Source organism: Actinomadura sp. NPDC048955 (assembly GCF_040649435.1).
Classification (GTDB): Bacteria; Actinomycetota; Actinomycetes; order Streptosporangiales; family Streptosporangiaceae; genus Spirillospora; species Spirillospora luteofluorescens.
In genome coordinates this window covers 24,193-38,140 of record NZ_JBEZJI010000017.1, presented here as the reverse complement: position 1 = coordinate 38,140, position 13,948 = coordinate 24,193, and the positions used below count along the sequence as shown (strand labels likewise).

At 73.4% G+C, this 13,948-nt stretch carries 13 protein-coding genes; 10 read left to right on the top strand and 3 right to left on the bottom strand.

Annotation, left to right across the window (positions count from 1 at the left end):
• Positions 1-10: 10 nt before the first annotated feature.
• Positions 11-610 (bottom strand): XRE family transcriptional regulator, encoded by a 600-nt coding sequence (locus AB0C84_RS18475; protein ID WP_361067416.1) that lies wholly within the window; start codon positions 608-610, stop codon positions 11-13.
• Between the two features lie 177 nt (positions 611-787).
• Between AB0C84_RS18475 and AB0C84_RS18470 the strand changes: the two genes are divergently transcribed.
• The 5 genes from AB0C84_RS18470 to AB0C84_RS18450 are packed head-to-tail and all read left to right on the top strand — an operon-like array spanning position 788 to position 5,813.
• Positions 788-1,543 (top strand): SDR family oxidoreductase, encoded by a 756-nt coding sequence (locus AB0C84_RS18470; protein ID WP_361067413.1) that lies wholly within the window; start codon positions 788-790, stop codon positions 1,541-1,543.
• A gap of 29 nt (positions 1,544-1,572) precedes the next feature.
• Positions 1,573-2,505, top strand: a complete 933-nt coding sequence (locus AB0C84_RS18465; protein WP_258939580.1) for a 3-keto-5-aminohexanoate cleavage protein — start codon at positions 1,573-1,575, stop codon at positions 2,503-2,505.
• A 15-nt stretch (positions 2,506-2,520) separates the two neighbouring features.
• Positions 2,521-3,186: an XRE family transcriptional regulator gene (locus tag AB0C84_RS18460; RefSeq protein WP_361067410.1), complete on the top strand. Its 666-nt coding sequence runs from the start codon at positions 2,521-2,523 to the stop codon at positions 3,184-3,186.
• Positions 3,187-3,241: 55 nt separating this feature from the next.
• Positions 3,242-4,135 carry a proline iminopeptidase-family hydrolase gene (locus AB0C84_RS18455; protein WP_361067407.1) on the top strand — a complete coding sequence of 298 codons (894 nt, stop codon included), beginning with the start codon at positions 3,242-3,244 and terminating at the stop codon, positions 4,133-4,135.
• A gap of 25 nt (positions 4,136-4,160) precedes the next feature.
• Entirely contained in the window at positions 4,161-5,813 is a 1,653-nt protein-coding gene (locus tag AB0C84_RS18450; protein WP_361067404.1) for a gamma-glutamyltransferase, read from the top strand.
• A gap of 103 nt (positions 5,814-5,916) precedes the next feature.
• Here AB0C84_RS18450 and AB0C84_RS18445 read toward each other — a convergent pair whose 3' ends face one another.
• Positions 5,917-6,264 (bottom strand): DUF4267 domain-containing protein, encoded by a 348-nt coding sequence (locus AB0C84_RS18445; protein ID WP_361067656.1) that lies wholly within the window; start codon positions 6,262-6,264, stop codon positions 5,917-5,919.
• A gap of 133 nt (positions 6,265-6,397) precedes the next feature.
• A complete protein-coding gene (locus AB0C84_RS18440) occupies positions 6,398-7,078 on the bottom strand; it encodes a hemerythrin domain-containing protein (RefSeq protein WP_361067401.1) in 681 nt (226 codons plus the stop codon).
• 79 nt (positions 7,079-7,157) lie between these two features.
• Here AB0C84_RS18440 and AB0C84_RS18435 point away from each other — a divergent pair, with 79 nt between their 5' ends.
• The 5 genes from AB0C84_RS18435 to AB0C84_RS18415 all read left to right on the top strand — a co-directional run bounded on the left by AB0C84_RS18435 (position 7,158) and on the right by AB0C84_RS18415 (position 13,902).
• Complete coding sequence (locus AB0C84_RS18435; protein WP_361067398.1) at positions 7,158-10,424, top strand: BTAD domain-containing putative transcriptional regulator; 3,267 nt, start codon at positions 7,158-7,160, stop codon at positions 10,422-10,424.
• Between the two features lie 253 nt (positions 10,425-10,677).
• Positions 10,678-10,995, top strand: a complete 318-nt coding sequence (locus AB0C84_RS18430; RefSeq protein ID WP_361067395.1) for a hypothetical protein — start codon at positions 10,678-10,680, stop codon at positions 10,993-10,995.
• Entirely contained in the window at positions 10,992-12,026 is a 1,035-nt protein-coding gene (locus tag AB0C84_RS18425; protein ID WP_361067392.1) for a peptidoglycan-binding protein, read from the top strand. Before AB0C84_RS18430 ends, AB0C84_RS18425 begins: the two co-directional genes overlap by 4 nt.
• Positions 12,023-12,724 (top strand): ABC transporter ATP-binding protein, encoded by a 702-nt coding sequence (locus AB0C84_RS18420; protein ID WP_361067389.1) that lies wholly within the window; start codon positions 12,023-12,025, stop codon positions 12,722-12,724. Before AB0C84_RS18425 ends, AB0C84_RS18420 begins: the two co-directional genes overlap by 4 nt.
• Positions 12,721-13,902 (top strand): ABC transporter permease, encoded by a 1,182-nt coding sequence (locus AB0C84_RS18415; protein ID WP_361067386.1) that lies wholly within the window; start codon positions 12,721-12,723, stop codon positions 13,900-13,902. The genes AB0C84_RS18420 and AB0C84_RS18415 overlap by 4 nt, the downstream gene beginning before the upstream one ends.
• Positions 13,903-13,948: the final 46 nt, after the last annotated feature.

The window sequence follows — 13,948 nt, the reverse complement described above, 5'->3', positions numbered from 1 at the left end:
GTTCCGTGTGTCAGAACGACGGTGGGGTCATGGCGCCGACGAGCACGGCATTGCGGTCGGTGGCGTTGCGGTACCAGTGCGACAGGCCGGAGTCGTAGGTGATCGAGTCGCCCTCGTGGAGCGTGTGCAGGGTGCCCGCGATGCACACCATGAGCTCGCCCTCGGTGATCAGGATGCACTCCTCGCCGGGGTGCTCGAACGGCGCGCTCTCGTTGCTCCACCCGGCGGCGACCTGCGCCTTGATCATGCCGAGCCGGCCGTTCATGTGCGGCGTGATCAGCGTGTACTCGAGGTTCTCGTCGGCCAGCAGCAGGCGCCGGTGGGTGCCGGCGCGGACCAGGGCGCCGGCCTCGGTGTCGGCGAGGAAGAACCGCCCGACCGGCACGTCGAGCGCCTGCGACAGCTTCACGAGCGTCGTGAAGGAGGGGTTTCCCTGGCCGCGCTCGATCTGGCTCAGCAGGCCCGGGCTCAGGTCGGAGGCCTGGGCGAGGGCGGCGATGCTGAGGCCGGCGGCGTGGCGCAACTCGCGCACGAGGTTGCCCACGACCGCCATGGACGGCGTCGGGTTGCCCGGTCTACCGGCCTCGGTCGGCCCTGCGCTGCGCGGCATGGTGACAGCCTGCCCGACCCGGGCAGGTGGCGTCAATATAGTGAACAGCGCGGATGGCCGGCGTCCGGATCGACATCATCCTTGACGCCCTTCTCAGCGTAAGTATAGCTTACGGCCCCTAAGTGACAGTAACGATGTGGTGAATCCGCCACGAGAAGCGAGGGGGCGTTGACCAGCGTGTTCGAAACCTCCCTGAGCGGTCTGCTCACCGGCCGGGTCGCCCTGGTCACCGGTGCGGCCGGCGCGCTCGGCGAATCGATCTGCCGGGCCCTCGCCCGGGCGGGCGCCGAGGTGGTCGGCGTCGACCTGGTCGAGGGCGGTGCCTGCGACTTCGTCGCGGACGTGGCGACGGCCGAGGGCAACCGGCTCATGGTCGCCGAGGCCCTGCGCCGCCACGGGCGCCTCGACGTGCTGGTCCTCAACGCCGGCGTGCAGTTCGTCGCGCCGATCCCCGAGTTCCCCGAGGAGCAGTGGGACCGGCTCATGGGCGTGATGGTCAAGGGCCCGTTCCTGGCCATGAAGGCCGCCTGGGCGGAGCTGACCGGCCGCTCGGCGTCGCGCGTCCTGATCACCTCCTCCGTCTCCGGCATGGTGGCCGAGCCGTTCAAGGCCGCGTACGTCTCGGCCAAGCACGCGGTCAACGGCCTCACCAAGGTCGCCGCGCTGGAGGGGGCGCCGCACGGACTGACCGTCAACGCGGTCGCCCCCGGCTGGATGTCGACGCCGATGGTCGAGAGCCAGCTGCCGGAGCAGATGGCCCTGCGCGGCCTCACCCGGGAGCAGGTGCTGGAGCTCCTGCTCGACCGCCAGCCCGTCAAACGCCTGATCGGCACGGACGAGGTCGCCGCCCTGTTCGCGTTCCTCGCCAGTGATCTTTCCTCCGCGGTGACCGGCGTCTGCCTACCGGCGGACCTCGGCACGCTCGCGTCCTGAAGTACCCACCGTTACCGAAGGGATCAGCCATGTTGCGCGACAAGTACGAGCCGTGCGTCCTCACCGCCGCCGTGACCGGCGGCGACGTCCTCCCGAGCCAGAGCCCGCACATCCCGTGCGGCGCGGAGGCCATCATCGAGGAGGCCGTCGCCGCCGCCGAGGCGGGCGCCACGAGCGTCCACCTCCACGCCCGCGAGGCCGACGGCCGCCCCTCCGGCGACCCCGGCCTGTTCCGCGAGATCGTGGCCGGCGTCCGCGAGCGGACCGACGCCGTCATCAACATCAGCACCGGCGGCACTCCGGGAATGCCCGAGGAGCAGCGCCTCGCCGGCATCCGCGCCTGCCGGCCGGAGATCGGCACCCTGAACCTCGGGACGATGAACTACGAGGGCTTTCCGAACAAGGCGCGCTGGCCGAAGGTGCGGCACGCCTGGGAGCAGGAGGTCCTGGACAAGTCAGGCGAAGGCGTGTTCACCAACACGCTCGGCACCATCCGCCGCTTCGCCGCCGAGTTCCGCGACCTGGGCGTGACGCCGGAGCTGGAGGCCTACGACCTCGGGCACCTGTCCATGATCCGCTTCCTGCTCGACGAGGGCACCCTCGAAGGGCCCGTGCGGATCCAGCTCGTGCTGGGCGTGCTCGGCGGCGCAGGCAACGCCCTGGACGACTTCTTCATGCTGTCCCAGGCGGCCGCCCGTATCCTCGGACCGGACGCTGCGAGCCTCAGCGTGGCCGCGACCGGTTTTCCGGGCGAGTTCCGCCATGTCGCGACCGCGCTGTCGTGGGGCGCCGACTGCCGGGTGGGCCTGGAGGACAACATCCGGGTCCGCCGCGACCGGCAGGCGGAGAGCAACGCGGAACTCGTCCACGTCGCCACCGGCCTCGCCGATCTGCTGGCCAGGCCGATCGCGACGCCCGACGCGCTGCGCAGCGAGCTCGGTCCCTGGTACAAGGCCTCATAGAGGAGTGAAAGCGAATTGGCTGCTCGTCCGCCGGCACATCACCAGAGCGGCAGCAAACGCCCCGGCCACTTCGGCGGCGCGCCCGCCGAGGGCGCCCGCGGCGACGAGGTGCCGGACGGTGACGCCGACGCCGTCAAGACGCTGCTGGGCCGCAACATCAACAGCCTGCGGACCCAGCGGGGCATGGCGGTCCGCGACCTGGCCGAGCAGGCCGGTGTGTCGGCGGCGTTCATCTCGCAGGTCGAGCACGGAACGGCGTCGCCCTCGGTGCCGACCCTGGTCCGCATCGCGCAGGCGCTGCGGGCCCACATCGGCGACCTGTTCCAGGCGACCCTGTCGCGCAGCCAGATCGTCCGGCAGGACGAACGCGCGGCGTACGAGTACCCGGACCGCGGCATCACCGAGGCCCAGGTCAGCTCGGACGCCAGCGGGTGCCTGGAAGTGCTGTGGGTGAAGCTCGAACCCGGTGGCGGAACCGGCCCGGAGCTGTTCGCCCACGGCGCGGACACCGAGTTCGTGTTCGTCCTCAAGGGGCAGGTCGCCATCACCGTCGGGTCGGAGACCCACCGCCTCTCCGCGGGGGACAGCCTCACCTTCCCCGGCAAGGACGTCCACGGCAGCCAGAACCTGTCCCGCGGTTCCTCGGAACTGCTCTGGGTGCAGACCCCGGCCTCGTACTAGAAGAGGTATCGGCGCGCACCCTTCGCCCTGTCCCTTCGGTCGTCGGGAAACGCCAGTGAACCTCTCCGAGAAGCCGACCGGCTTCGTCGCCATGCCACAGGGCTCCGTCGCGTACTGGCGCGCCGGCACTCCCGGCCGGACCCCGCTCGTGTGCCTGCACGGCGGGCCCGGCCTGCCGCACTCCTACCTGGCGCCGCTCGCCCAGTTGGGCGCCGACCGGGAAGTCATCTTCTACGACCAGGCGGGATGCGGCGAGTCCGGCCGGCGGCCGCCCGAGCCGTCGTGGTCGATCCCGTACTTCGTCGAGGAGTTGCGGGCGGTCGTGGCGGCCCTGGGCCTGGAGGAGTTCCATCTCTTCGGCAACTCCTGGGGCGGGTGGCTCGCCCTGGAATACGCCCTAGGAGACCCGCCCGCGCCGCCGGTGTCGCTTTCGCTCAACAGCTCTCCGCCGAGCGTGGCGAACTGGATCAGCGGGGTAAGCGCGCTGCGCGCCCGGCTTCCCGAGGACGTGGTCCGGACGCTCGACGAGCACGAGCGGGCCGGCACGGTCCGTTCGCGCGAGTACCGTGACGCCCTCGCCGTCTTCAACCGCCGGCACATGTGCCGGGCGCGGCCGTGGCCCGCACCGCTCAAGGACGCGCTCGGCGGCTTCGGCGACGAGGTGTACGCGGCCCTGTGGGGGACGAGCGAGTTCGGCCCGGTCACCGGCGCGCTCGCGGACTGGGACGTCACACCGCGCCTGCCGCGGATACGCGTGCCCACCCTGGTCACCTGCGGGCGGCACGACGAGGCCGTCCCGGAGCACATGTCGGTGCTGGCGGACGGCATCGCCGGCGCCCGGTTCCGGGTCTTCGAGGACAGCTCGCACATGGCTTTCCTCGAAGAACCGGACGCCTTCATCGCCGAGCTCTCGGCGTTCCTGACCGACGTCGAGGCGTGGCGCCGGTGAACCCTCTTTCGACAAGGACGGGACGATGAGCGAAACCAAGGTCGGCCGGATCGGCCCCAAATCGACGGCGCAAAGCCGGGAGGCGGTGTGCTCCAGTGCGCACCCGCTGGTCACCGACGCGATGCTCGACATCCTGCGGGAGGGCGGCAACGCCATCGACGCGGCGATCGTCGGCAGCCTGCTCAACGCGACGATCCAGCAGGACATGACCGGTCATGCGGGCACGGTCACGATGCTGTTCTGGGACGCCGAGCAGGGCCGGTGCCACGAGCTCAACAGCATGGGCACGATCGTGCCGGGGCTCGCGCCGTTCCGCCCGGTCGCCATCTCGTCGGGGCCGTACACCGCGATCCCGGAGGGGCCCTGCGCGGTCATCCCCGGCTTCATGCCGGGGCTCAAGACGATGCACGAGCGGTTCGGGTCGCGGCCGTGGGACCGGCTGTGCGCGCCGTCGATCCACTGGGCCGAGGAGGGCCACGAGGTCGACTCCTTCGAGCACCTGGTCCTCGGCCACAGCGCCGAGCTGTACATGAACACCGCGTCCGGGCGGCGCCACTTCACCCCGGACGGGCACCTGCCGCAGGCCGGGCAGCGGTGGCCGAAGCCGGAGCTGGCCCGGACGCTGGCGAAACTGGCCGCCGAGGGGCCGGACCTGTTCATCGACGGTGAGTGGGCGCGGCTGTTCGTCGAGCGGGCGAACGAGGTCGGCTGGCCGATCGAGATGCGGCACATGCGCCAGGACGAGCCCCGGTGGGGAGACGGCCTGCGCTACCGGCACGGCGGCGTCGAGGTCGTCCAGCAGGCGCCGCCGGAGCGCCAGGCCGTCATGTCGGCGATGGTCCTCGGCATCCTGCACGAGCTGGGCGTCGCCGAGCTCGGGCACTACGCCGAGTCGCCCGAGTCGCTGTACTACATGGCGCACGCGCTGCGCCGCGCCGCGTACGAGACCGGGTTCATCAACGACCCGGAGGTGTTCGAGGACCCGAGCAGCGTGCTGATGTCGCGGGAGTACCACCGCGCGCTCGCCGCCGTGCTCCGGATGAGCCGCACCAAGGTGGACCTCACCGAGCACGTCCGGCTCAGCTCGGCGCCGGGCGCGCTCGGCGAGGCGACCGGCCGGACGGGCGAGTCCGTCGGCAGCTGCGAGCTGAGCGTCGTCGACGCCCAGGGCAACTGGGTCCAGCTCGTCAACACGGTGCAGGGCGGAGGCGTCCCGGGCCAGGTCGTCGGCGGCGTACCGATGATCGGCAGCACCATGACGAGCAGCCTCACCGCCATGCTCGGCGGCTGGCTGACCGGCGGCGGGCGGATCCGCTCGGTCATCGGCAACACGCTGCTCCTGCGGGACGGCCGCCCGTGGCTCGCCCTCGGCACGCCCGGCATCCCGCACATCACGGTGCCGCAGGTCATGACGAGCATCCTCGAACACGGCCTGGACCCGTACGCGGCCGACGACGCGCCCCGCATGCTCCCGCTCGCCGACGACTACTCGGTGACGGTCGAGAGCCGCCTGCCCCCCGAGGTGGTCGCCGAGGTCGCCCGCATGGGGGTCCTGGTCCGTCCGATGGCGCCGTACCAGTACCAGATGGGCAGCTTCCACATGACCTGGCGCGACGACACGGGAACGCTGCACGCGTCCGCCGGCCCCCGCCGCGCCGGCCAGGCCGCCGGCCTCTGACCGGCATGGCGTGAGGAGCAGAGGCGGACCCCGACTCCCGGTAGGGGAGCCGGGGTCCGCCGGTTCCGGCCTCGCGAGACCGGCCCTCCGCGGAACGACGGCGTCAGGCGGGCTGCACGGTGGGTGACGCCGGAGCGGTCGCGGTCTCGCGGGTCTCGCGCATCATCAGCAGGCCGTTGACCACCATCAGCGTCGCGGTCAGGCAGTGGACACCGAGCGCGGTGGCCACGGAGCCGTGGTGGGCCAGCACGGTGACCATGTCGCCGTACGCGGCGAGGGCCTCCACCAGCAGCACCCAGCCCAGCGCCCGGCGGTGGCCCGTCACGAGCAGGATGCCCAGGACGAGGGCCAGGACGACGTCGCGGATCCCCTTGACGATCAGGAAGCCGCCGCCGTCGCCGGACGGCCACCCCGGCAGGCCGAAGCCCGGCGCGGTGGTCTCCGGGCTCAGGATGAACTCCGTCCCGAACCAGAGGATGAAGAGGATGAAGACGGAGGCCAGGACGGTGTTGATCTTCTTAAGGGAAATGGTTCTTCTCCTTGCGGGTCTTCGGCGAGCTCGATGAGTGGTGTTCGGGGTCCGGTCAGGCGGCGCGGACGCGGCGGATGTGGCGGGCGTAGCGGGGGCGGCCGATGACGTGCCAGACGGCGCGCACCGGTCCGGGGAGGACGGAGAGGAGGACGGCGCGCTCGGCCGGGTTCGCGTCCTCCAGGACGAGGCCGAAGAGCGTGAGCAGGGTGAGCTTGGGCGTGTTGGCCACCAGGTGGTCGCCCTGCGCGGCCCACTCCTGCTCGGTGATGTGCTCGGCCGCGAGCGGAAGGAGGGTGGCCTCCTCGTCGTCGAGGTGTTCGAGCAGGACCGCGCGGTGCTCGGCGAGGGCCGCCACGAGGGCGTCGCGCTCGTCGGCTCCGGCGGTGGCCTCCCACGCCGGGACCGCGGCGTCCAGCCTGGTCATCGTGGCGGCGACGCGCTCGTGCTGGGCCTCCATGCGCAGGACGACGTCCGCCTCCAGATCGACCCGGGACAGGAGCGGCGGCCACAGCAGCTCGTCCTCGCCCTCGTGGTGGTTCTTCAGCCCCAGCCGGTAGTCGCGGAAGTGGTCGGCGATCAACTTGGCGCGGGCGGTGTCACCCGGGGCGACGGCCGCGACGAGCTCCATGAGCAGCCGCGACTCGCGGCGGAAGACGCGATGGACGATCTTCATGTCCTGGGTGTTGACGCTCATCCGGTCCTGCCCTTCCTCGGTTCCGTTCGACGTGCTCAAGGCTGCTCCCGGGGGTTTGGAGGGCGCTTGGAGCCGACTTGGAACGCGTCCGTGGGCCGCGCGTACGATGTGTCCCCTCATGGTCTTGATCAGGGTGCTGGGCTCGTTCGCGGCCGAGGCCGGCGGCGAGCCCGTTCCCCTCGGCGGACCGCGGCAGCGGGGCGTCCTGGCCCTGCTGGTGGCCGCGCGCGGGCACGTCGTGCCGGTCGACCGGATGGTCGAGGACCTGTGGCGCGGCGAGGCGCCGGCACGCGCCCTGGCGTCGTTGCAGGCGTACGTCTCCAACCTGCGCCGCCTGCTGGAGCCCGGCCGCCCGCCGCGGGCCCCGGCGCGCCTGCTGGTGAGCGCGTCGCCCGGCTACGCGCTGCGGCTGCCGCCGAGGTCGGTGGACGCGTGGCGCTTCGAGGAGATGCTCGACGAGGCCCGTGCGCTCGCCGATCCCCGTGACGCCCGCGCCCGGCTGGACGAGGCGCTGGCGCTGTGGCGCGGGCCCGCGTTCGCCGAGGTCGCCGACGAGCCGTGGGCCGCGGCCGAGACCGCCCGGCTGAACGAGCTGCGGGTGGTCGCCCGCGAGCTGCGCGTCGCCGCGGGGCTGCGGCTCGGTGACCCCGCGGCGGTGGTGCCCGAGGCCGAGGGCCTCACCCGCGACGAACCCCTGCGCGAGGAGGGCTGGCGCATGCACGCTCTCGCGCTGTGGAGCAGCGGCCGCCAGGCCGATGCCCTGGCCGCGCTGCGCCGCGCCCGCGCCGTCTTCGCCGACGAGCTGGGCCTCGACCCCGGCCCGGACCTGGTGGCCCTGGAGGAGGCGATCCTCACCCAGCGCACGGAGGTCCTTCGCTCGGCCGTCCCCGCGTCCCGGTCCCGGGCGACCGCGCCGCGGCCTCCGGACAACGGCCCCAGCGCGGCCTCGTTCGTGGGGCGGGAGAGCGAGCTCGCGGCGCTGATGACGGCCGCCGGGGAGGCCGCCGCCGACGGGGCGCGGGTCGTGCTCGTCACCGGGGAGGCGGGTCTGGGCAAGTCGACGCTCCTTGAGCACTTCGGGGCGCGGCTCGGACAGGACGGGTGGCTCGTGGCCGCCGGACGCTGTCCCGAGGTGGACGGCGCGCCGCCCGCGTGGGCGTGGGTCGAGGCGCTGCGGAAGGTGGCTTCGAACGTTCCGCCGGGAGACTTCGCAGACGACCTGGCGCCGCTGCTCTCCGACTCCGCGACGATGGACGACGACGCGGCCGCCGGACGTTTCCGGCTGCGGCGGGCCGTGTGGAACTGGCTCGCGGCGGCCGCCGCCGACCGGCCCGTCGCCGTCGTTCTGGACGACCTCCACTGGGCGGACGCCGCCACGCTGGAACTTCTCGGCGGCTGCGTCGGCGCACGGGCCCCGGTCCTGGTCGTCGCGGCGTACCGTGCGGACGAGAGCGAGCGCCTCACCGAGACTCTCGCGTCCCTCGCCCGCACCGCGCCGCTCCGGCTGGACCTGCCCGGACTGGAAGGCGACGCCGTCGCGGAGCTCGTACGCGCCGAGTGCGAGGCCGACGACGCGACCGTCGCCGGGATCGCGGAACGAACCGGCGGGAACCCGTTCTACGTGCGGGAAAGCGCGCGGCTGCTGAACGGCGAGGGCGCGCTGGTCGCGCTCTCCGAGGTCCCCGACGGCGTACGGGACGTGCTGCGACGCAGGCTCGCGAGGCTCCCGCAGAGCGGCGTGTCCGTGCTGCGGCTGGCGGCCGTGGCGGGCCGGGAGAGCTCGGTGGACGTGCTCGTGCGGGCCGCCGACTCCGGCGAGGACGGCGTGCTGGACGCGCTGGACGCGGGCGTCATCGCCGGGTTGCTCGACGAGCCCGGGCCTGGGCGCGTCCGGTTCGTTCACGCGCTGGTCAGGGACACCCTGGTCGCCGACGTCACCCGGTTGCGGGCCACCAGGATGCACGCCCGGATCGCCGCGGCCCTGGAGGGCACCGGCGACGTCGCGGCGCTCGCTCACCACTATGCGCGGGCGGGTTCGCCGAAGGCCGTCGGTTACTGCGTCCGGGCCGCCGAGATGGCCGAGGCCCGCTACGCCCACGACGTGGCGGTCGCGCTCCTCACCGACGCCGTCGCCAACTCCAGCGACCCGGACGAGCGCGCCGGCCTGTTCGGCAGGCTGCTGCGCGCGCAGGTCAGGGCCGGTGCCGTCGCCGCGGCCCGGGCCACGCGCGAGCGGGCCGTGGAGTACGCCGAATCGATCGGCCGCGACGATCTGGTGATCGCCGCGTTCACCGCCTGGACCGAGCCGACCCCCTGGCAGGCCCGCACGTACGGCACGGTCGACCGTCCCGTCGTCGGCCGCCTCGGCCGCCTGCTGGAGCGGACCGACCTCGCCCCCGACGTGCGGTCCCGCCTCCTCAGCGTGTACGCCGCCGAGCTGGTGGGCGAGGACGACCCGACGGTCATGGCGGCGGCGCGGGAAGCGCTCGAACTCGCCACCGATCCCCGCCTCCGGGCCGCGGCGCTCATGATCCTGGCCGGCGACCCCGAGGGGGAGGAGTACGCCCGCGAACTGGTGGAGATCGGCGTCGAGCACGACCTGCCCTTCTACCGCGTGACCGGGCTGCTCGACCAGGCCGCGAACGCCGCCGCGGCCAACGACCCCGCGACCACGCGCCGCCTGACGGCGGAGGTGCTCGACCTCGCCCGCGCCTACCGGATGCCGGAGGCCATCAGCGCCGCCGAGATCGCGCTGGCCACCCTGGTCCTCATCGAGGGCCGGTACACCGACGCCCAGCGCCTCTACACCGAGGCCACCGAACGCATGGAGCGCGCCGGATCGGTGCACGCGGGCTTCCACGGCCTCGCACTGGCGGTGATCTGGCTGAACGACGGCACCCTCGGCGACCATCTGGAGGAGGTGCGCGCCCTCCACGAGGCGCTCGGCCCGATGGTCACCGACCTGCTCGCGCTCGCCCTCCACGCCGCCGGCCGCACCGACGAGGCACGCCGGGCCCGCATGTCACCGAGCCCGATCCGGCACGACTTCTTCTTCACCTTCCTGACGAGCCTGCGCGCGATGGCGATCGTCGCGCTGAACGACCGCGACGCCGCCGCGGAGATCTACGCGGACCTGCTGCCCCACCGCGACGGTCCGCCGGCAGGCGCGGAGAGCGTCTCGCTGGCCCTGCGCCCGGTCGCCCACACACTCGGCGAACTCGCCCGCCTCCTCGGCCGCGACGACGAGGCCGCCGCCCACTTCACCCAGGCCGCCGCCATCGCCGACCGCTGGAACGCCCCCCACTGGTCCACCGAGGCAAGAACCCAAGCCGCTCTCGCCCCCAGCGGCCATGCCCAACCCCCGAGCAGCCCCACCAGCCACTAATGCAGGTTTAACCCCTTGGGGGGTCTGATGGGCGGGCCGGGGCAGGGTGCTTCGGGGAGAGGGCGCCATGAGGGTTTTGGTTCTGGGTGTTGTTGCGGGGCTTGTGCTGGGCGTCGCCGGCTGTGGGGGTGACGGTGGGGGTGGGGTGGCCAGTGCTGGTGGGGTGGCCGCGTCAGGATCTGCTTCGCCTCGGCGGTCGGTTTCGCCGGAGGACGCTCAGCTGAAGTTCGCGCAGTGCATGAGGGAGAACGGGGTGGACGTTCCCGATCCGGGGAGTGGGGACGGGCACGCGCTGCGGCTGGGGAAGGGGGGCGACCGCACGAAGTTGGAGGCGGCGCTGAAGAAGTGCCAGTCGTGGCTGCAGGCGGGCGGGAAGATGCCCGATCTCCAGGATCCGAAGGTGCGCGACCAGTACGTCAAGTTCACGCAGTGCATGCGCGAGCACGGGGTCGACATTCCGGATCCGGGACCGGACGGGCAGTACAAGCTGCCCACCGGGCAGGTCGACCGGGGGCAGGCGGAGAAGGCGCGGGAGGAGTGCAAGGGCAGCCTGCCGGGGGCCGGGAAGTGAGGCGGGTCGCGGTCGCGGGCGGGATCGCGGTGGTCGTGGCCGTCGGCGGTGGCCTCGCGTTGACCAGGGACGGGGGTCGGGCACAGGGGGCGCAGGCTCCGCTCGCGACGGCGGTCGTCAGCCGGGGCGATGTCGTGGACACCGAGAAGGTGGACGGGAAGCTCACCTACGGCGATGTCCGAGACGTGTGGACGGGCATGTCCGGTGTCGTGACGTGGACGCCGGAGCTGGGCGCGACCGTTCGGCGCGGGGAGACGCTGTTCTCTGCGGCGGCCAAGCCGGTGACGTTGATGTACGGCGGCCGGCCCATGTATCGGACGCTGCGTCAGGGCGTCTCTGGGAAGGACGTCCAGCAGCTCGAAGAGAACCTGCGGGCACTCGGCTATGGCGGAATGACCGTGGACGGGGAGTTCACCGGCGCCACGCAGACCGCCGTTGAAAAGTGGCAGGACGACCGGGGGCTGGAGGAGACCGGGCAAGTCGACCCTGGTCAGGTCGTCTTCCTGAGTGGGGCCGTGCGGGTGCGGGAGGTCAAGGCGCCCGAAGGAAAGCGCATTGCGCAGGGGCAGCCCGTCCTGGCGGTGGCCGGGACCAGGCGGGTCGTGCACGTCGATCTGGACGCAGACAAGCAGGACCGCGCCAGGGAGGGCGCCCGGGTCTCGGTGGAGCTGCCCGGTGGGGCGACCGTCAAGGGGACGATCAGCGAGGTCGGCAGCGTCGCCGAGACGACCGGGTCGGGGCAGGACCAGAAGACCACGATCGGGGTCGACATCTCGGTGGGGAGCGCGAAGACGGGGCGGCTGGACGAGGCGCCGGTCGGTGTCGAGCTGGAGAGCGAGCGGCGGAAGGGCGTGCTGTCGGTGCCGGTCGAGGCGCTGCTGGCGCTGCGGGAGGGCGGCTTCGGGGTCGAGGTCGTGGACGGTTCCCGGCGCCTGGTGCCCGTGGAGGCCGGAGTGTTCGGCGGCGGGCGGGTCGAGGTCTCCGGGAGCGGGCTCCGCGAGGGCGTGAAGGTCGGGGTGCCCGCCGAATGAACGACAGGGGTTCGGACATCGTGGAGCTGGCCGGGGTGGTCAAGGAGTACGCGGGCGGTGTCGCGGCGCTGCGGGGAGTCGATCTGGTGATCGCGCCGGGGGAGCTGGTGGCGATCGCCGGGCCGTCCGGGTCGGGGAAGTCGACGCTGCTGCACATGATCGGGACGCTGGACCGGCCGACGCGGGGGAGCGTGCGGGTCGCCGGGCACGAGGTCGCGGGGCTCGGGGACCGGGAGCTGTCGGCGCTGCGGGCGCGGTACATCGGGTTCGTGTTCCAGCAGTTCCACCTGGCCGCGGGGGTGAGCGCCCTCGACAACGTGGCCGACGGCCTCCTGTACGGCGGGGTCGGGCTCCGGGAGCGGCGGGAGCGGGCGCGGGCGGCGCTCGGGCGGGTCGGGCTGGCGGAGCGGACGGCGCACCGGCCGCACGAGCTGTCGGGCGGCGAGCAGCAGCGGGTCGCGGTCGCGCGGGCGGTCGTGGGCGAGCCCGCCCTGCTCCTGGCGGACGAGCCGACCGGCAACCTCGACTCAGCGGCGGGCGCGGAGGTGCTCGCGTTGCTGGACGGGCTGAACCGCGCCGGCACCACCGTCGTGGTCATCACGCATGACGCGGAGGTGGCGGCCCGGGCGCCGCGGCGGGTCCGGGTCCGGGACGGGGTGATCGTCGCGGACGAGCGGGCGGGGGCGGGGAGCCGATGAGGCCCGCGCGGCTCGGTGCGGGCGACGTTCTGCGCGTCGGGCTCGGAGGGCTCCGGGCCCGTCCGGCGCGGGTGGTGCTGTCGGCCCTCGGCATCGCGATCGGGATCGCGACCGTGGTCGCGGTCATCGGGATCTCCTCCTCCGGCCGGGAGGACCTGCTGCGGCGGCTCGACCGGCTCGGCACGAACCTGCTGACGGCCGAGCCGGGCGACACGCTGTTCGGCGACAGCGCGGAGCTGCCCGAGACGGCACCGGAGATGGTGCGGCGGATCGGGCCCGTCACGGCGGTCGGCGCGACCGGGGCGGTGGAGGCCACCGTCCGCCGCACCGACAGGATCCCGGAGGAGGTCACGCAGGGGATCGCCGTGCAGGCCGCCACGGACGGGCTGCTCGGGACCCTCGACGTGGGGACGGCGAGCGGGCGCCGGCTGGACGCGGCCACCGAGGGCCGCCCCGTCGTCGTGCTCGGATCGGAGGCGGCGCGGCGGCTCGGCCTGGACCGGGCGGGCGGCCAGGTCTGGATCGGCGGGCGGTGGTTCGTCGTCCTCGGCGTGCTCCGGCCGGCGGAGCTGGCCCCGGAGATCGACCGCTCCGCCCTCGTCGGCTGGGACGCCGCGCGCCGGTACCTCGGCTTCGACGGGCACCCCACGAGGATCTACGAGCGCTCCGCCGACGCCTCGGTCGGCGACGTCCGGGACGTCCTCGCCCGGACGGTGAACCCCGAGCGGCCCGAGGAGGTCCGGGTCAGCCGGCCCTCCGACGCCCTGGAGGCGCGGGCCGCGGCGTCGGGGGCGTTCACCGGGCTGCTGCTCGGGCTCGGGGCCGTCGCGCTGCTGGTCGGCGGGGTCGGGGTCGCCAACACGATGGTGATCTCGGTGCTGGAGCGGCGCCGCGAGATCGGGCTGCGCCGGTCGCTCGGCGCCACCCGCGGCCAGGTCCGCGTCCAGTTCCTCGCCGAGTCGCTGCTGCTGTCGGCGTTCGGCGGAGCGGCGGGGGTCGTGCTCGGCGCGGCGGTGACCGCGGGGTTCGCGCTGTGGAAGGGGTGGCCGCCGGTCGTGCCGGTGTGGGCGCTCGGCGGCGCGCTCGCCGCGACCCTGGCGATCGGGACGGTCGCGGGCCTGTACCCGGCGGCGCGGGCGGCGCGGCTGCCGCCGACCGCGGCGCTGGCGGCCGCGTGACTGGTCACGATCTGTCCGATCAGTGCATGATTGTGACGTCGACCCG

What these genes read in the sequence shown, in the direction of transcription:
- AB0C84_RS18465 (WP_258939580.1), top strand. Translation starts at nt 1,573, where the DNA reads ATGTTGCGCGACAAGTACGAGCCGTGCGTCCTCACCGCCGCCGTGACC.
- AB0C84_RS18475 (WP_361067416.1), bottom strand. Translation starts at nt 610, where the DNA reads ATGCCGCGCAGCGCAGGGCCGACCGAGGCCGGTAGACCGGGCAACCCG.
- AB0C84_RS18415 (WP_361067386.1), top strand. Translation starts at nt 12,721, where the DNA reads ATGAGGCCCGCGCGGCTCGGTGCGGGCGACGTTCTGCGCGTCGGGCTC.
- AB0C84_RS18450 (WP_361067404.1), top strand. Translation starts at nt 4,161, where the DNA reads ATGAGCGAAACCAAGGTCGGCCGGATCGGCCCCAAATCGACGGCGCAA.
- AB0C84_RS18435 (WP_361067398.1), top strand. Translation starts at nt 7,158, where the DNA reads ATGGTCTTGATCAGGGTGCTGGGCTCGTTCGCGGCCGAGGCCGGCGGC.
- AB0C84_RS18420 (WP_361067389.1), top strand. Translation starts at nt 12,023, where the DNA reads ATGAACGACAGGGGTTCGGACATCGTGGAGCTGGCCGGGGTGGTCAAG.